Raw genomic sequence first — 19821 nt, forward strand, 5'->3', positions numbered from 1 at the left:
CGTTTTAAGCTGTTGATTGCTCAGGTTTTTGTGAGTAATCATGGTAATCGTAGTAGCCGTAGCTGTGTTCATCGTTTGACTTACTCATATCAACTTGATTAAGCACTATGCCAGCAACATGTGCTTTAGACTCAAACAAACGCTCAATACCCGCTTTTATTGGTTTAATACGAGTTACATCAGATTTAACCACATAAATAACCGAATCTGCACTTTGTGCTATAACTAGTGCGTCACTCACTGCCTGAGTGGGCGGCGTATCAATAATAATATGATCATACTTAGCTTTAAGTAGCTCAAGCAGTTCACTAAAACGAATATTAGACAAAAGCTCTAAAGGGTTACCTGGTATTTGCCCACTTGGCATAATAGCAACACCCGACTGCTCGTCTATATGCACACACTCAGTAAGCTCCTCGGTACCTACAATTAAGTTACTTAAACCTGGGTGAAATACCGGAATATCAAAACGTTTTGCAATACTTGGTTTACGTAAATCGCCATCTATAATTAGCACTTTACCCATTTGTGCAAGCGACATAGCTAAATTAGCAGAGGTAGTGGTTTTACCCTCACCTGGGGAGCTCGAGGTAACCGCAATAACTTTAAGGTCGCGCTCTAACTGGGTTAACAATAGACTAGTTCGGAACGTGCGTACCGACTCGGCAAAACGCCTGTAGTTGTCATCAAGGTAAGCATGTATCGGAAACACACTATTTTTTGGCAATTTAACATGCGGCAACAAACCAAGCATACGTTGTGCTAATTTACCCTCAACATCATTTTTTGTTTTAACTGTATCGTTAAGCGCATCAAAAATAAAACTCATTACTACCGCAAAACCAAAACTTGCCACAAAAGCTAAAATAATAATAAGCTTTTTATTTGGCTTTGCAGGTTTATTTGGTGCATAAGCGCGGTCAGTAAAACGTGCGGCAGCCGAGCTAAAATCACTGGTTACTTCGGTTTCTTTAGATCTCGATAAAAAGGTATTAAATATACTGCGGTTTGTTTCAACTTCACGTTTTAACTGGTTATAGGCAGTTTCTTTACGGGTGATCTCTTGGTATTCTGCACGTATTTTAGCTAAGTCAGCCTCAAGCGCGCTTACGGTACGAGTAATTCGGTTTAGCTCTTTTTCAATGCCGGTAATTAGGCTTTTAATTTGCTTATCTAGGTTAGTTTTTACCGTAGCAAGCTCAGCCTTTGCCGATATAATTTTAGGGTGCTTAGGGCCGTAAACCTCGCTTAATTCACTTACCTTACGCTCTACTAAAATAACCTCGCGTTTTACATCTTGTACCACTTTATGTGATGTAATTTCAGGCATGCTACCTAATAGCTCTAAATTATTATTACCGTATTCGCTTATTACACGGTTAATACTTTGCAGGTTGTTTTTTTCGTTACGGGCCACTAGTAATTGTTGCGACATTTGCTCAAGCTCTTGCGTTACAAGTCCTGCAATACCTTCAATATCTACCAGTTTTTGTGCTTCACGGTAAGCTTGTAGTTTTTGTTCAGAGGTATCAAGCTGAATACGTAGTGCCGATAAACGCGTATTTAACCAATTAGATGCCTGCTGGGTAATACCCATTTTAGCGCGCATTTGGCTTTCTATATATACTTCACCCACTGTATTCGCCACTAAAGCAGCTAATTTAGGATCGCTTGACTCAAAACTAATTTTTACTAATTGAGTATTTTGTATTGGAGAAACACTCAAATTGCTTTTAAATTCGTTTAAAAGATATAACATTTCTAGGTGAGATTTATCTTCCTGAGATAATTCAAGCTCCTTCGCCTGTAGAAAAGGTATAAAAGCTATAATAATATTTGCGAACTCTTTAGAAACTGAAGATTTTGGAATAAAGTCCACATGTGACTTTAGGTCTAGCTTAGTGATGACCTCACGAGCAATACTGTCCGACTTAATAACCTCAAACTGAGTTAGGTAATATTCTTTTTTAGATGAGTCGAGGCCGTAAACTTCATCAAAACTTACAGCCTTGCTTTGCTCTGACTCTATTAACAAAGTTGCAGTGGCGCTGTAGCGTGGTGTCATAGTCAAAACTAACATTATAACTAAAATTGTAATAACTACAGCGAAACAAAAAACACGCCATAAATTCCTTTTAATAATATTTAAATAAACACCTAAATCAATAAGCTCACCAGAACTGTCCAAAATTTCATTTACGTCATTCTTCATGTTTAATACTCTTTACAACTTAAAATAAGCGCTGTTCGATTTTTATTGTATCGCCCGCTGCAATTAGGCTGTTTAAACCACCTTTTTGTTGCTGCTGTTTAGTTTGCTCTTTAAATATGTATATTTTATCAACAGATGCACGCTCAGTTAAACCACCAGCAAGTGCTATAGCTTGGTTTACTGTCATAGAAGGTTGATAAGGGTAGGCACCAGGGTCTTTAACTTCACCATGAATATAAAAAGGCCTATATTCAACAACTTGAACGTATACATTAGGGTTTATTAAATAATCAGGTTGTAAGCCTTGTGTTATAACCTGTTCAACTTCAGAAATGCTAAGCCCCGCTAATTTCACTTTACCTAAAAACGGGTAATTAACCTCACCACTATTACCTAAAAGTGCAGTAACCTCTAAATCAGGCTGGCCAAAAACTTTTATTTCAACCATATCTCCTGCACCTAATACATAATTTTGCTCAGACTGTGCAAAACAAACGCTGCTTAAAAATAGCAGCGTTAAACTAAAAATAAACTTCATTAATTAGCCTTTAAAGCGAATGTAAAATTAACACCTACAATAACGCGGTCAAACTCTATTGCGCTTTGAGTAGAATCTTTATCAATAAAGTCTACATAGGTAGACACCATACCAAACTTACTCGCAATATAGTTCAAACCTAAACGTGCACTTTTGGATTTATCTTTACGGCCTACATCACCAGTATATTGCTCATTAGTGTAATTAACACCAGCAAGTGAGCTTAAATAGTCGCTCCAATTATGTGCCCAATTAATACCATATGTACTTTCTTTTATGTAATCGCCTTCAACTAATGGATCTTTTGCTGCACGACTAGTGCTTAACTGCACGGTCGAATAACTTAATGGCTGCCAATTAACCGCAGCTTCCCAACTTAAACCGCTAAAATCTTCACGCTGAGCCGATATAAAGCTCTTTTTTTGATAACCTAACTTAAACGAGCCTGAGGTAACTGCCGTTGCCTCCCATTCCATACCGGCTAGTAATTTAGTATCGTCAGAATCGCGGCTAATACCATTAGCCTGTATCACATCATAACGATAATCTTCGCGCTTTAACTCTATAAAGGTTCTGCTTGAAGCTTGTGTATTGTAGTAAGCAGTAATACCCATTAACGTTTTATCGTAATCACGAAATTGTGAAACAGCTCTAAAATTTTGGTATTTTTTGTTAAAAAAACCAGCCTGCAGTGCAACTTGGGCTTTTGAGCTTACGGCACCATATTCGTATCGAGCATTAAAATTGTGTTGTTGGTATTCTACCAGCTCGTTAATTGCATCACCTAAGCCTTCAGTTAAACCGCTACCACGTGGCTCATACAACCAATCGGCGCTGGCATTAATATCTAACCTATGTTGGCTGGTAAATTCGTTATGCGTTGCAGCACTTAAATTAACTTGGGTAAAATTATCTGCGCTGTCTTTGTTATGCAAGCTTGTACTCGTAGCTGCATTAATACTGTAATAATTTACGCCATCTTCTATCAGTGCATCAATGTTTGGGGTAATAGTCCATATTAAACGCGACTCTTCATCATTCGGGGTGCTAAAAAAGTTATCATTACTGCTAACTCCTGTAGTTAAAGTAGGCGTAATTTCTGCGCCGTCTTTAGTTATAACACTGCCTGGCTTAAGCGCCGCAAATGCTGGGGATGTAACCCCCATACTTACAATTAAAAGTAAGCCTTTAACCGGATTAGTAAGCGTTTGCATTTTTAAATCCCTTAAATATTGTTAAAAAAATAATTTTTATATCAAACCATAACGACCAATGCTTAATATAGTGCAAGTCAAATTCTACCCGTTTTTCCATTTTATTAAGGGTATCGGTTTCGCCTCGCCAACCATTGATTTGAGCCCAACCTGTTATACCGGGCTTTGCTTTATGGCGTAGCATATAAAACTCTACTTTTTTACGGTACTCCTCGTTATGTGCAACAGCATGTGGCCGAGGCCCCACAATCGACATATCGCCTTTTAAAACATTTATAAATTGCGGCAGTTCGTCTAGGCTGGTGCGGCGTAAAAAACCACCTAATGGTGTTATACGGGAATCGTTTTTAGTGGCTTGAGTTACCACTGTGCTGTTTTCGGTCACGCTCATTGAGCGAAACTTCCACACTTTAATTTTACGTCCGTCAAGCCCGTAGCGGTCTTGCTTAAAAATTACAGGTCCTTTTGAAGTAAATTTAACAGCGAACGCTATAGCAATAAGTATGGGTGAAATAAGCATTAATATAATCGACGACACTACTATGTCTTCGGTGCGTTTTATAAACTCACGCGCACCAATAAAAGGCGATTCAAATACGCTTAGTGTGTCTACGTTACCAACATGCTCTACACGTGCATGTATTAAGTTTGATAGTAAAAAGTCGGGTATAAAATGTACATCTACAGTGGTATCACCCAGTTGCAATAATAGATCTGCTATGCGCTTATCAGCTTTCATTGGCAGTGCAATGTAGAGTATGTCTATTTTTCCCTCGCGTGCTGCACAAATAGCGTTTTGTATTGTGCCTGTTACTTCGTAAGTAGTTACATTATTAAATAATCGTTCTGGCTTACGGTCGTCATAAAAGCCTAAAAACTTAAAACCTAACTCATCGTTTTTTTCAATCTCGTCATATAAATATACCGCCGACTCAGTAGCCCCTACTATGGCAACATTACGTAAGTTCATACCGAGCTTACGGCGATTTCGTTTATATAAATTAACGGCATAGCGCCACGTGTATAAAAATATAATACTAAACAGTAACCATAAACCTAAACCAACTCGTGAAAGTGACTCAGTCAACTTAAAAACAAACATAACAAAAAACAAAGTGGCAAATGCTAAAAACAATGCACTCCAGGCTGTAAAAATCATGTCTCTAAATTTACCTGCACGCCACGAACGATAAGCCGAAAATATTTCAGCGCAGTATAAGTAACTTAAGGCAACAGTTAATATTGCAATCATGTAGTGGGTAGTTAGCTCAAAATGATAAAGAAAACTCGAGCATTGAAAGGCCAAAAATAGCGAAAAAATGTCGAACAATCTATAAAAACTAGCATCTGAGGAGCCGTTAGGCTTAAAAGTCCTTGAAGAGGTCATGCGATTCCATTCCTTTATAGCAAATACTTAGAAGTAGATTTAATAATAATTTTACAATATTTTTGCGAGCTTAGCCATACATTACTATTAAGTTCGAATAACAGAAAAATTTACATTCTAACGAAAAAAGAACAATTAGGATAAGGTGAGTTTAATTAAATAGGCTCTTAAACCGAGACCAAACACCAAATGAATATCCTTCAAACAAATCAATTCCCAACGCAGATTTAATCAAATAAGCTATTAATGTAAATGATAATAGTAGTAGAAGTGCAAGCACACTGGTAAAAAAAACTTTTAATAATAGAGAGATTTTTTTACTCCCCTCACTAAGCACTCGCCTATTACGACCACCTAAAAAAACTATATAATAACGATATCTAAAAAAGCTGAGTACGCCGCGAAAGTCAACACTATGTTTCCCCCACTGACGAGCACCTATCGCAACTTTTAGATACATTAGCTGCTCATCAGTAAAGGTTTCTTGAATGTTTTTTGGCATTCTTTGTAAAAAACTATTTACTGCGGGATCATTTTTTATGTTCAAGTTAAAGCTCGCTGAAAGTTTAGTTTATTTATCTTATAAAACATCGAATTAAGGAGTTACTAATATTAAATATAAGGTTAAACCTAACCGTTATTTGAACATTAACTTAATGTACAACTTAATAAAAGCATTTTGAAGCGTAAACCTCAACCTCAATGTAAACTCGATTGGATACAAATATTCGATACACTACTCCAACACCCTGCACATTTAGAATACATAACAGCTTTTATAAATATTAATTATAGATCTATAATAAAAATATTGTTTATCATGGCGTTTAATAAAATATCTTTTAGGTTTAATTCCTTTTGTGTCTAAAATATTATCTAAAATTCCATGTTGCTATTCCGCTAGAAATTTAATTTATTAGCTGAGTCCCGGGCATATACGGCATTACTTGGTAAATCTTTACTTATCAGGGCTCCGGCTCCAACAATTAAGCTCGAACCAATTGTTACTCTAAGTATAATAATACAGTTACTTCGATGAAACGTTACCCTTTAGTACTGTAGGTTTTACATCATCAATAGCCGGATATTCATTACAATACCATCATGATTTACAAAACCATTTAAGGTAATGCTGACATTGTTTTCGACACTTATTAAATATGGCTCTTAATCAAAATCGAGATGACCAACGTACCGTCAACCTTTCGCTACTGCCCCACCAAACTTTCGCAGAAGTGCTACTTGACTAAGAACTTTGCGCGTGTAGTCTATTTATGACTCAAGTATAGCAAGTATTTTTTATGGGTTACGTTTAATTTTTGACATTTTTGAATTAGGGATTATTTCGCTTCAGATTAATTAAACAATTGAGTACAACTTTAAAGCTTTGGAATTTTAGATTTTTGTAAATTCATCATAGTAGTTATTAATGATTAGCATTTGATAATATGTGAAATAAAAGACCTTACATTCGAGACGTTAAAGCACATAGTCACTTCATTCTTATATAAAGTCGTCTTTATTAAAAATACAGATTATAGGGGCAATGAAAGAGTACATCCATTTTCTTTACAACTGTGTCACATCCTTGAAATAAATAAAATTATATACCTGTAGCAATACTTAATAGAAATTTATATAGTTTATTAACTATATAATATGCAATTAAAAAACTCAAGCAATCAACTTAGAAATATTTTTTAGATAAATGGATTATAGCAAAGAAGAATAAAGCTATTAGTAGAGTATGTTTGTTAGAATAATATTTTTATAATTTGGCTCTTAAAAGCCATACATTAATAATCATTAAATAATAAAACTTCCAGTTTTTGATTAGATAATTTCAATGATTACGTATGAATCTCATGCCCACCGTTCCTCAAATAGGTAATCTAGTTAACTTTAGCTTAATTAATTCAGTGAGTTATAATTAAATAAAGTTTAAGCTTTCAATTGAGTCAAACTTTACTATAATAAAAGCAGAAAGTGATAATGGCAAACTTGGTGAAAATCAAGGACGCAAAGCTTCCGGCCTAAAGTAAATACTTCATTTACTATGGTAGCGGGGTTACCGCATAGACACTAGTTGAAATTCATAACTATACCTTTGTTTACCTATTCATTTTTCAAACCTATTTGAATATTAATTTACTAAAGGTATAAATCATGAAAAAATTTATTATACTATCATCGTTCTTCTTATTTTCATTTACATTACAAGCAAATACAGCCTTTATTAGTCCTGATGGATCTGGTAATGGTTATACAGCGAATTCTCCAGCGTCCATTAGTAATCTAAACAATTTATTATCTGACACATCATTAAATAAAATCAATTTGCTTCCTGGAACTTACTCACAAACTGATGCTCTAGTACTTAATCAAGGTAGTCATCCAATGGAAGTTGTTGGGCTTAATAATGTGACATTTAGTAGCAATTACAATTTTTATTCAGGTGGTAACTCAGGGTTTGTTATTGCTCGTAGTAATATTTCATTTAGAAACTTATCATTTTTAAACACCAGGTATTGTTTCCGGTTTAAAAATAACAATGTTGAAAACGTAAACATTGAGAGTGTTAATGCTTACAACAACTCTAGTTGCATAGAATTTGATAGCAATATTGATAAGTATGTATCTAATATTTCGATAAATAACTTAAAAAGTATGGGTTATTACAAGGCTGGTATACGCATAAATGGTTCTGACACCCATAATATTAGTATTTCAAACACAATTTTAGATGGTCTAGCGACTTCTACTGAAAATGAAAGAGATTGTCACATTTCAGGTATTCTTATAAATGGATATTCTAAGGATATATCAATAGATAATGTATCTATATCAAACAATATCGGTGGTATTGAAGGGTGTAGAAGCTACCAGCAAGGTGACGGAATAGTCTCAAATACAAATACCAGCAATATAACTATTAATAATACAGTAATTTCAAATAGTAGAGATGCAGATCTAGATCTTAAAGGAAAAAATATTACTTTAAATAAAATAAAATCATTATCAGGTAACGAAGCAAGGTATAACTTAAAATTATGGAACAATGAATTTACATGCACCGAATGTTATATAAATACAGCAAACGTGTCTGCTTTAATCGCCTTTGATTCTCATATTAGGATGTTAAATTCAACCGTAAAAGTTTATGAATCTGCGAGACTATGTGATTTACGCTACTTAAACACAAATACAACTGCAATTGATTTTGTTAATACTAATTTCTCATATTACGGTGACTTAGCTTATCAACCAAATAATCTAACTCAATGTAAATAAAATTGCCTTTAATTTAAATGCAAACCCAGAATTGCATTTAAATTTATCTAGAGGTTAAATATATTAAATTAAAGTGTTTCTGGTGTTTACCTACCGAAAATAATATTTCAAATAAAGTAATTCATATCTATTTATAATATGGGATATTACATTCATTTACTATTTCGTAATTTACCACTAAAAAGAAATGATAATATATTAGATTTTTTAACTATTTATTGATGGAAATAAAATGTACTTAAAGGGGTAAATATACAAATTTTCAAAAACTAAATCAGTATAGGGAGGGTATACTTAGACATTATTAAAGAATAACAATAACAGGTTGATGTAACAAATAGATTGTATAAATAGCATCGGAAAGGAGTTTTATTTTTTCACTTTTATTTCGACCGATATAAGAAAGTAAAGAGATTGATGCTATCCCAAAAAAGGCTCCTATGAATGTAACAAAAACTATAGTAGAAGATAGTTAGTTGCAGATAACAATAAAGACAGAGAATAAAATAAAGCGCTTGTAAATACAATTTTAGCCATTGTTAAATTTATATTCATTAATTCAAAAAAATGCATCTCTCTCTTTATACAAGTACATACCAAGAATAAAGTAAGGAGCATAATCAAGAAGAGCTCTTGTTGAGATAAATAAAATTTCAGGTTTTATTATGCAAACCAATCCAAAAAGAAAAACCGAGGAAAGAGGTGTAACTATGAAAGAAAATAGTATATTTTACTGTTATTAACATTCTTACTTTTACAACATAGGGTCAAAAGAAAGTAAAAACATAAATAATATATAGCTAAATTACCTATAAACCAAAGGTGTCCCATCCAATCACCTTTGAGAATATAGTTGTAAACTCCGCTGTAGTGTTCATTGAAACTATAATAATTAAATACTGAATTAATTGTACCTCCAGTGAATATTAAAGGAATCATAACTCGGTTTAATCTGTCTCGAAGAATATTTTTATAAATCCCTTGTCAAATACTAAAACGTAAAAAAACACAATTTATATAAAATACCTCCATACGAAATGATTTAATAAAGTCAGTAAAATAATTAAATAAAATATTTCCTGAATCATTAAATATCCGCCAATCCGGCTGATATTTATATATCAAAGAAGCATGAAAAAAACACCAACAATCATCAATACTGAACTCGTATAATCCAAACCATGGTAGCGAAGGTTTATTATTCTAACTCTTATTGCTGTGTCTAAAAGTTTCAGACAAGTTTAAAATTGACTTAAGTAATAACCATGGCTTTAAAAAGCCAGCTAATCGGAATCTATACTCTTTGCGGCATGCTAAACTAAATACAGCTCCAACAATATCTACAATAAAAAATGAGAAAATAATAGAGTAAATAGTACCCAACAAGCCCCACAATTCCATAAACAACAAGCCAGTGCTTAAATTACTAATAAGCAAGCCTAAAGATCTATAAATTAATATTTTGTTATAATTAAGTGATATAAAATATACTCCAGCTAAAGTGTTTCCCAAAGAAAACACTAGAGTTAAACAATACAAAGGTAAAAATTGGACTATATTTTCGGTACCGTCGATAATGTAAGGTAAAATAATAGGTAAAACAAATACAGAACATATCGTTATTCCCAAATATAAATACGAAAAAGCTCTATTTATATGAGTGTACAAAATATCTCTGCTTAATGTGCTTTTCATTAATAGTGGAATTATAACAACAGGAAATACTTGCGTTGGGACTAAAAGTATTTCCAGCATTCGTGTGGAAAAAGCAAAAACAGCTGTTTCCTCACTTCCTAAAACATTAAATACTAATAACGTGTATATCTTCCCTCCAAGTAAGGCGATTATGTACGTAGATGCGAACGCTGCAGATGTGTAAAAAAAAGCCTTTAATAAATCTTTTTTCAACATATTGAACTTAAAGTCAAAACCTGTTCTCTTGATAAATGCAAGTGTAAAAAGACAATGCTCAATTAGGGTAATTAATCCAATAGTCTCTAACGTCGCTCCGTTATAAATTGCAGTCACTTTTGTAATTAATCCAAATAAATAAATCAAACTTTTCATTTTTGAGATAAATTTATTTTCAGAGTTCATCTCTAATTTGTATTCATTTAGTCTGAAACTAATAATTACTGTTACAAGGCTATAGTAGATAAAAAACAAACTATTATAGTACCATCCTAACCCTAAAAAAGTCAGAGCTATTGGGGTTATAAATAAAAGCCTAAGTACATAAAGAGAGCTATAAACTTCTTTCTTTGTGTGACTTTCAGTATCTGTATAATTACGCCTAAATACATTAGGAGTACCAAATTCAGCTATTGCTAAAAGTATCGTAGCTATTGATATATAATATGCATAATACCCATACTCACTCTTTCCCCATACTTTCATCATACATAATACGAGTATAATAGATGAAAAAACTTGAATAATTCGGTGTAATGAAGAGTAAGAAAACTGCTTCGCAAAACTCATATACTTATTTACTCTGTGTTACGCTAAAAGAACGAAATTGCATAGGACCTCTATCTGATACTTTTCTAGCCGGTAATCCTGCTATAGTTTGATTTCCTTCTTTAAATGATTTGTTTACAACACTATTTGCACCTATTCCAGTATTATCGCCAATAATAATATCCCCATACAATTTTGCCCCCGGGCCTATATAACAATTATCTCCAATGATTGGGACATGTAAGCTATTATTAGTTGCTGCTCCAATATTGACACAAACATGGACTCTACAATTAGTACCTATTCTTGTATGAGAGTTAATAACGATGGTGCCGACGTGAGCAATTGATAAACCCGCTCCAAAAGTATTAACGGGTATTGTAAAGCCAAATTTTTGCCCTACTTTTTTTGAGTAAAACCTGAATAATAACCCCAAAACTCTACCAGCAAAAGATTTATGGCAATTAGTCCAATATTCGGCTCTTCTTAAAGCTCTTTGAAAACGCCAGATATCGTGAAATAGCCATTCTTTAAAGCTATCTTTAGCACCGAGACTTTTTTTATCTTCTAATAAATATCTTTTATAATCATGCTTAGACATAATCATAATTTTCTGCCCCTTAATTTGTTATTTCGAACCGTATGTTGATTATATATTGTCAATGCTGTTATTAAAGCGTAAAGAGTAGACCCCTCTATTTGCCAAAGTGGCATAGTTGCTAAATTCAAAATAAAAAAACCTAAATGACAAGCTAACAGACGACTACTTATTTCTGTTTTTATAACATTTTTATTATTTATTATTTTTAATAGCCACAAAATTGGAGCTGTTAATAAAAATACAAAAGATACAAGCCCTAAAATCCCATACTCAAATAAGTACGAAACAAAAGAGTTATGGGCGTACTTTTCAAAATAGTTCTTCCAGTTATCTGGTCCAAACCCGAATATGTGAACTTGTAATCCAGAGTTAACATACTCAGTAATATATAAACTCCAGTAATATACTCGAGCCGAAAAAATATCCTGCTGACTTCTTGAATAATATATTGCTGGCTTTATAAGATCCCCAGCCTGATTAATTACAACAACAATATCTGAAAATCTTTCACCAAATAAAACGACTAAAACCCCACCGAAAACTACAACCGCAATTGTCAAAAATAAAGAAACAGCCAGCCTTTGAGTTTTTATTAGTGAGTAGGTTACTTGAGTCCACATGTAAAAAATAAGCACAGGTAAACACGCGAGTAATGTTGTTCTATAATTAGTCATTATTAAACTAAATATTGAAATTATTATTAATACATTTTGAAATTTTATTTTTTTCTTTGGAACAAGTGTTAACATACAAAGAAATGTAAATACTAAAATAGAAAATACCGCTTCGTGATTGTAACCACCAACAAAACTCACTGATCCATCCGCCTCAGTAGCTTTACTTTGCCCCAAAAAAATAGATATAACTTGCAAAACCACCGGCATACCTAATGGAATTAATATATAACGTATTGCAACACTCGTTTTTAAATAATTTATAGCAATAAAAAAATGCATAGTAATCGCGATAAAATATATCCATTTTGTTATTGCTGAAATAAACCCAATTATACTAACGTTTACTAGAGCACTTATAAAAATACATATAATAAAAATATACACCGGTGTTAATTTTTTTATTAATAATATTTTTATTGGTAATAAAAAAATCCCAATACTCGCAACTATAATAGCGGCTAAAGCATTTATAGATAATCCAGCAACTATTGGTGGAAATGTTATCTCATGAAAAGCAGAGAGAAAATACCTCAACCAAATAGCCAAACCTACAAACAGTAAACTAGTATTTTTAAGCTTAGCCCCTTTAGTTGCGGTTATGTATAAAAAAATTAAGCCCACTATAAGGGCTATAATCGTCCACATATTTAGCTATCATCTTTTGCGTTAATACACGCCAAGGCTGCGTTGTAAAATTTATTAGCGGTGCTTTCCCAAGAGAAATTACTTTGTGCATGCTCCTTCAACTTAACACCAAGATTAAAACAAAAATCTTTATCATTAGATATTTTCATAAGACCAGACTGCAGTAAGTCTAAATTATCTGCAGGGAATACTGCCCTATCATCATCAAGAATATCTGTGTTAGCTTTAATATCAGCGGCTAAAACTGCTTTACCATTTATCATTGCAGAAAGAATACTGTTAGACATGCCCTCTAAGATTGATGGCGATATAAAAGCTCTACTGTTTTTCAATAAAGCTTCCAATTCTTGTTGCCCTAAATGTCCAACAAATAAAATATCTCCATTTGCATCACTAATCTGTTTATTTAGGTATTCTGGATCTTTAGAGTTACCGCCAGCAATAACCAATTTCATTCTACGTTTTTGAGATATATTATTATGTGCATTAACCAAAAGGTGTAACCTTTTTACAGGATCAATCCTTGCAGCGAATAACATATATTCGTCAGGAATTAAATTATATTTACTGAGCGTATTTACAGCGTCAACGTTAATTGATTTAGCACCGTTTGGTACAAACAAAGCATCAGATCTGTATTTGCTATAGATCTCAATCATTTCTTTACTATTAGCCGTAAATACATTTGCAAAACGCCAAGCACAATATTCACCCATGCGTAAAATGTTACGACTAACAAATCCCCACTTATCTCTTGCGCTATCAATTGCCCTTAGGCTCGATACAACTTTTATTCCGCTTAAACGTAGTAAAGGTGTAAAAATACATGGTCCAGAAGCAAATACAAAAACTACATTTGGTCTACTTATAAACATTAAGTGCAAAACACACCAAAAAATAATTCCGTGTTGTCCTAGTTTTTTATAAATCCAACTTGGACTATTTACTGCTTGTACATTTTTTATAATTTCTTGATTTACTTTACTAAAGTCTTCCGTTTTTGTTCCATAAACAGTAACTTTTGTATTTTCTTTCTGACTTATTACATCTGAAATTTCTCTAATAGCATTCTCTACCCCACCATAGTTTGAGTAAATCCCACGACCGCCTAAAAAGGCTAAACGAATATTTCTCATATCAATGGCTTCTCATTATTTTGGTTTGCTAATGTATTTACTATTATTTCAACAAATTTATCGCGAAATTTATCTGGCGAATAATCCTGAACTCTTAAATAACTTTTTTTAGCTAATTTATTTTTTAAACTTTCATTAAGACTTAAGGTGCGTATAGCTTTCGACAAACCTATTTTATCCTTAACGTTAATCATTATCCCGTACTCAGTTTCAACATACTCTTCAGCAGGAATAAGCTGATTTAACTTTAGAATCTCACTAGGACCATCAGTGCAATTAGTACTTATTACAGCTTTTTTTAAAGCCATAGCTTCTACTAATGCATTAGGAAAGCCTTCTAAACTTGAAGGTAATATAAAAAAACCTGCATTTTTAATATAAACATAAGGATTTTTTTGAAACCCCATAAAATGGATTTTTTTCTCTAATTTTAAGCTTATTACTTTGCATTTTAAACGCTCAAGTTCTGGACCTTCGCCTAATATTCTAAGGTCTTCTTTTATATCTGCTAAAGCATAAGCATCGATTAAAACATCAAAACATTTTGAAGTAACTAACCTACCCATGACTGCTATGTATGGTTTAGTAATGCTAACATTTGAATCTTTCGCAATCTTTTCTATCATATTAATATTGACAGGGTTATGTAAAGAAACAACATTTTTGGGGTTAATAAAATAATTTTCAATCAAACAGTTTTCTACACCTTTTGATACTGCAATAATCTTATCTGCTTTTCCGTAAACCAGCTTAGTTACAATTTTTTTTATATAATAAAAACGTTTATTTAATCTTCCATCAGTATTACTTCGTTCGCTTATGATTGACTTGTAACCAAAAATAAGAGAGCCTAAAACATTAAAAAAATTAGCCCTTGTTAAAAAACTAACTACATACGTAGGTTTTTCTTTTTTTATTAGCATTAAAAAATCAATTAAATTCTTTAAGCTAGGTCTTGGTCCGTTTAGCTGGTTTAAATGTATTTCTGATGGAAGTTGATAAGCAACTTTTTTATTATCGAGTAAAATAACAGAAAAACTATTTAGTGTTTCTGATTCGCTTTGAATTTTAACTAAATTACTAAATACTCTTTCAGCACCACCGCCTTCAAGTGAATTTATTAAATATATACCTTTCAACGTTATTTTCTCTTTTATGAATTATATTTCTTATACCAATTAACAAACTGTTGCATACCGTATTCAATGTTTGTATTAGGTTTAAAGCCAACTTCTTTTTGTAGGCTATCTATATCTGCGAATGTTGCTGGTACGTCACCTGCTTGCATTGGCATATAATTTTTGTCGGCTATTTTACCTGCCGCTTTTTCAATTGACTCAATAAAGGTCATTAATGCGATAGGTTCGTTATTACCAATATTAAACACACGGTATGGTGCTTTACTAGATTCAGGTGAAGTGTTGGTATTATTTGCATTACGCACAGGAACCACATCTTGAATACGTATTATGCCCTCAACTATGTCGTCTATGTATGTAAAATCACGCTTCATTTTACCGTTATTGAATACTTTGATCTCGCGGTCATTTAAAATAGCATCTGTAAATAAGTAAGGTGCCATATCTGGGCGACCCCAAGGACCATACACGGTGAAAAATCGTAAACCAGTCGTTGGTAAATCATATAAATGGCTATAACTATGAGCCATTAGTTCATTCGACTTCTTAGTAGCAGCATAAAGTGATACCGGATGATCTACTGCGTCATCAGTCGAAAATGGCATTTTTTCGTTCATGCCATAAACAGAGCTTGATGATGCATACACTAAATGCTGTACTTTATTGTGGCGACACCCTTCTAAAATAGTAGCAGTGCCCACTAAGTTAGAGTCAATGTAAGCCATTGGGTTTTCTATTGAGTAACGCACGCCAGCTTGCGCTGCTAAGTGTATAACGCGGTCAAATTTTTCATCTTTAAATAAGTTGGCTATGCCGTCTCTGTCGGCTAAATCCATTTTTACAAAACGAAATTGAGTAAGGTGTTTAATACGCTCAAGCCTTGCATGTTTTAATGCAGGATCGTAATAGTCGTTTAGGTTATCTAGCCCTACTACTTCGTGGCCATCGTTACATAAGCGTTCAGCTACAAAATTACCAATAAAGCCTGCGGCACCTGTTACTAAATATTTCATTATTTATTCTCCTAGAATCGATAAACCGCGACCAATGCCGTAGTACTTAATTAATTTTTTATCCATGCGTTCAGGGTCAAATAAGTTACGCCCATCAAATATTACTAACTCGTTTAATTGTGATTTAATTAAATCAAAGTCTGGTGCTCTAAAATTTTGCCATTCGGTACAAATTACTAACGCATCAGCATTATTTAAAACCGATTCTTTAGTACCCATTAAGCTTAAATCTGTACGGGATCCATAAATACGCTGTGTTTCTTCCATTGCCTCTGGGTCGTAGGCTTGTACATTTGCGCCCGCAGCCCAGAGCTGTTCCATTAATATTCGACTAGGCGCTTCACGCATATCGTCGGTGTTTGGTTTAAAGCTTAATCCCCATACTGCAAACGTTTTGCCTTTTATTGCACCAGGGTTATTTGCTAAATCAAAGTGTTTGCTAATGTATTCAAACATTTTATTTTTTTGTGCGTAATTTACCGCTTCAACAGCTTTTAGTATTTGTGATTCGTAGCCTATCCCATCGGCAGTGCGTACTAATGCTTGAACGTCTTTTGGAAAACACGATCCACCGTAACCACAGCCTGGGTATATAATCTGAAAACCAATACGCGAGTCAGAACCAATGCCCTGCCGGACGCTTTCTATGTCAGCCCCTACTCGTTCTGCGATGTTAGCCATTTCGTTCATAAAGCTTATTTTGGTTGCTAACATACAATTGGCAGCGTATTTGGTTAGTTCAGCACTTTTTATATCCATAACAATTATTTTTTCGTGGTTACGGTTGAAAGGTGCGTATAACTCACGCATTTGTTCTTCAGCTGTTTTTGAATCGGTTCCAATTATTATGCGTTCTGGGCGTTTGCAGTCATTTACTGCGGCGCCTTCTTTTAAAAACTCAGGGTTTGACACAACAGCAAATTCTAAATCGCTTTTACGTACATTAAGCACACTTTGTATTTTTGCTTTTACTTTATTTGCTGTACCTACTGGTACAGTTGACTTATCAATAATTACTTTAGACGTAGATATATGAGTAGCGATTGTTTCAGCTACTTTGAGTACGTATTTTAAATCAGCTGAACCATCCTCGTCTGGCGGTGTGCCTACTGCAATAAACTGTAAATCACCGAATTCAACACCAAACTTAACATCGGTTGTAAATATTAAACGCCCGTCAGCAAAGTTTTTTTTCAACTAAAGGTGTTAAGCCAGGCTCATAAATAGGAATAATGCCTTTTTTTAGGTTGTTTAAACGCGTTTCGTCAATATCTACACAACATACATCGTGCCCTGCATCCGCCAGCACAGTAGCTTGTACTAAGCCTACGTAACCTATACCATAGAATGTAACTTTCATATTCTAGCTTCTTTTAATTTATTATTTAAATAAAGCTTAACGTACCTACTCAGTTTAACTTCAATATAAGTATACATAAGCTTTGCTAAAAGCACTGAGACAATAAAAGCCACTAGTGCAGCCGCTAACTTTGGAATGTTAGCATTCATCATTTTTGTAATTATTACATAACCTATGTTTTGATGAACTAAATATAATGAATAAGAGATTTCACCCATAAATATAAAAACTTTGAATTTTAGGAATTTAAGAACATCATAGACACCTAATAAAAAGAAAATATAAATAAAACCGTAAGCTATGAAATCCTCATTTTCATTATTAATAAATAACACAGTAAAAATTAAAAGAATCTGAAATACATTTCTATATTTTAAATATTCCTTTTTTAACTTATATGTCATTACTCCGAGCAAAAAGAAACTGACATAATTAATGAAAAATAATTTCCCTATAATTTTATAAATATTTTCAGGTAATAATTCAACAGTAAAAGATAAAAATAAAAATGAAAAAAGTGTGAATATCAAAAGATCTATTTTTTTAAATAAGATCAAAACGAAACACCAAAAATAAAATGTAATTTCAACAGTTAATGTCCAATAAACTCCATCAACGTGTGAAATACCCAAAAACTCTTGAAACATTAATAAATTTAATAAAGCGTTAAATACTCCAACCTCACGTCCTTGAAGACCAAATATGTAAACAACTGTAAAAGTAATAATTACAGCAAAAAAATATGTTGGGTATAATCTAGAAAAGCGACTAACAATGAAACTTACTGGCTTGGTTTCCTTACTTATAGACATAAAAATAACAAAACCACTTATCATAAAAAACAAATGAACGCCAAAATGACCAAAGTAAGTCCAATCCATTTCATTAGAGCCAGTGTTATATATTTCATCTATACGGTAGAAATAATGATAAATAACAACTGACAATGCGGCTATGCCTCTTAAACCATCTAGGCTTAATTGTCTAATATGTTTCATTTATAATTACTTAATAGTTCCATGGCTTGTTTAGTAAACTCTTCACCCATATGGCTTGATTGCATTGCATATTCTACATTGGCAAGCATATAGCCCAACTTAGAACCACAATCGTGCGACTGGCCTTTTAAGTGGTATGCTTCGAGTGTTTCTAGGTGGCGCAATTGTAATAAAGCATCGGTAAGTTGTATTTCGCCGCCTGCACCTGGTGGGGTGTACTCTAGTAAATCCCAAATAGTAGGCGATACAACATAACGGCCTGTAATAGCTAGGTTGCTTGGCGCTTCATCGGTATTTGGCTTTTCTACCATGTTTTTAATTGTTGCGTTTTCGCCCGCGTTAATTTTTATACCCGCTAGGTCAACCACACCATATTGGTGTACTTGCTCTTTTGGTACTGGCTCTACCATTACTTGGTTATGGCCTGTTTGGTCGAAACGGTCGATCATTTGGCTTAAATTATCGGTTTTTGGGTTTGATTTGTATTTATCAATAATTACGTCGGGTAACATTACTGCAAATGGGTTGTTACCTACTATTGGGCGCGCCGCTAAAACAGCATGGCCTAAACCTAGTGGTGCCGATTGGCGAACCGAAATTACGGTTACATCTTTTGGCACTATTGAGCGAACCTCTTCTAGCAGGCTACGTTTTACGCGTGCCTCTAATGTGGCTTCTAGCTCAAAGCTTGTATCAAAGTGGTTTTCTATTGAGTTTTTTGAAGCATGTGTAACAAGCACGATTTCTTTAATGCCAGCTGCTACAGCTTCGTCAACAACGTATTGAATTAAAGGTTTATCTACCAGAGGAAGCATTTCTTTAGGGATGGCTTTTGTGGCTGGTAACATACGCGTACCAAGACCAGCTACAGGTAATACTGCTTTTAAAACTTTCACTTTAATTCCTTTCATTATTTTTGCTAAACAACAAAAAAAGGAATTACTAAGCTAAAATCCCTTTTCGAGCGCTTCACATGCCGTGTGAGATTGCTATTATACACAACACAATAATGCACTCAATAATTAAAGAGTACTTTTTGATTGTTTTTTTGTTAATTTTATGTTGCATCAAAAGTGAACTGCATTGCACTAACATAGCTCCTAATACTTTTTGATGATCTACCTTTTTAAAAGCAATAATACTATACTGG

15 protein-coding genes, 1 pseudogene and 1 riboswitch are annotated in these 19821 nt (G+C 33.5%); of the genes and pseudogenes, 1 reads left to right on the forward strand and 15 read right to left on the reverse strand.

The features are described 5' to 3' along the window. Positions 1–4: 4 nt before the first annotated feature. From H5117_RS10495 to H5117_RS10515, 5 genes are all read right to left on the reverse strand, one after another. The gene (locus H5117_RS10495; RefSeq protein ID WP_182737644.1) at positions 5–2212 is read right to left on the reverse strand and encodes a polysaccharide biosynthesis tyrosine autokinase; all 2208 of its coding nucleotides are present in this window, start codon (positions 2210–2212) and stop codon (positions 5–7) included. A gap of 19 nt (positions 2213–2231) precedes the next feature. Further along, positions 2232–2750, reverse strand: a complete 519-nt coding sequence (locus tag H5117_RS10500) for a polysaccharide biosynthesis/export family protein (protein ID WP_182737648.1) — start codon at positions 2748–2750, stop codon at positions 2232–2234. Then, complete coding sequence (locus tag H5117_RS10505) at positions 2750–3964, reverse strand: outer membrane beta-barrel protein (protein WP_182737652.1); 1215 nt, start codon at positions 3962–3964, stop codon at positions 2750–2752. Before H5117_RS10505 ends, H5117_RS10500 begins: the two co-directional genes overlap by 1 nt. After that, positions 3948–5351, reverse strand: coding sequence for an undecaprenyl-phosphate glucose phosphotransferase (locus H5117_RS10510; RefSeq protein ID WP_182737665.1), 1404 nt, complete (start codon positions 5349–5351; stop codon positions 3948–3950). Before H5117_RS10510 ends, H5117_RS10505 begins: the two co-directional genes overlap by 17 nt. A 151-nt stretch (positions 5352–5502) precedes the next feature. After that, positions 5503–5853, reverse strand: coding sequence for a 3-phosphoshikimate 1-carboxyvinyltransferase (locus H5117_RS10515; protein WP_182737810.1), 351 nt, complete (start codon positions 5851–5853; stop codon positions 5503–5505). Positions 5854–7335: 1482 nt separating this feature from the next. Beyond that, positions 7336–7427, forward strand: a riboswitch (cyclic di-GMP riboswitch). A 90-nt stretch (positions 7428–7517) separates the two neighbouring features. Here H5117_RS10515 and H5117_RS10520 point away from each other — a divergent pair. Beyond that, positions 7518–8642: a hypothetical protein gene (locus H5117_RS10520; protein WP_182737668.1), complete on the forward strand. Its 1125-nt coding sequence runs from the start codon at positions 7518–7520 to the stop codon at positions 8640–8642. Positions 8643–9350: 708 nt separating this feature from the next. Here H5117_RS10520 and H5117_RS20890 read toward each other — a convergent pair. From H5117_RS20890 to galU, 10 genes and pseudogenes are all read right to left on the reverse strand, one after another. Then, positions 9351–9620, reverse strand: a complete 270-nt coding sequence (locus tag H5117_RS20890; protein ID WP_404936132.1) for an acyltransferase family protein — start codon at positions 9618–9620, stop codon at positions 9351–9353. 225 nt (positions 9621–9845) lie between these two features. Beyond that, positions 9846–11042 (reverse strand): lipopolysaccharide biosynthesis protein, encoded by a 1197-nt coding sequence (locus H5117_RS10530; protein WP_182737670.1) that lies wholly within the window; start codon positions 11040–11042, stop codon positions 9846–9848. Between the two features lie 85 nt (positions 11043–11127). Next, positions 11128–11703 carry a serine O-acetyltransferase gene (locus H5117_RS10535; protein ID WP_259404398.1) on the reverse strand — a complete coding sequence of 192 codons (576 nt, stop codon included), beginning with the start codon at positions 11701–11703 and terminating at the stop codon, positions 11128–11130. 2 nt (positions 11704–11705) lie between these two features. Further along, positions 11706–13025 carry an O-antigen ligase family protein gene (locus H5117_RS10540; RefSeq protein ID WP_182737672.1) on the reverse strand — a complete coding sequence of 440 codons (1320 nt, stop codon included), beginning with the start codon at positions 13023–13025 and terminating at the stop codon, positions 11706–11708. Between the two features lie 2 nt (positions 13026–13027). After that, positions 13028–14161, reverse strand: coding sequence for a glycosyltransferase family 4 protein (locus H5117_RS10545; protein ID WP_182737673.1), 1134 nt, complete (start codon positions 14159–14161; stop codon positions 13028–13030). Continuing rightward, a complete protein-coding gene (locus H5117_RS10550; protein ID WP_182737677.1) occupies positions 14158–15300 on the reverse strand; it encodes a glycosyltransferase in 1143 nt (380 codons plus the stop codon). Before H5117_RS10550 ends, H5117_RS10545 begins: the two co-directional genes overlap by 4 nt. A 14-nt stretch (positions 15301–15314) precedes the next feature. Further along, positions 15315–16313, reverse strand: coding sequence for an NAD-dependent epimerase (locus H5117_RS10555; protein ID WP_182737681.1), 999 nt, complete (start codon positions 16311–16313; stop codon positions 15315–15317). Between the two features lie 3 nt (positions 16314–16316). Further along, positions 16317–17673: pseudogene (locus tag H5117_RS10560) on the reverse strand (UDP-glucose dehydrogenase family protein). Further along, on the reverse strand, positions 17670–18671 hold the full coding sequence (locus tag H5117_RS10565; protein WP_182737684.1) for an acyltransferase: 1002 nt from the start codon (positions 18669–18671) through the stop codon (positions 17670–17672). The pseudogene H5117_RS10560 and the gene H5117_RS10565 overlap by 4 nt, the downstream one beginning before the upstream one ends. Then, positions 18668–19567, reverse strand: a complete 900-nt coding sequence (gene galU, locus H5117_RS10570) for a UTP--glucose-1-phosphate uridylyltransferase GalU (protein WP_182737695.1) — start codon at positions 19565–19567, stop codon at positions 18668–18670. Before galU ends, H5117_RS10565 begins: the two co-directional genes overlap by 4 nt. Between the last annotated feature and the right edge of the window lie 254 nt (positions 19568–19821).

The organism is Pseudoalteromonas sp. SG45-1 (assembly GCF_014164135.1).
GTDB lineage: Bacteria > Pseudomonadota > Gammaproteobacteria > Enterobacterales > Alteromonadaceae > Pseudoalteromonas > Pseudoalteromonas distincta.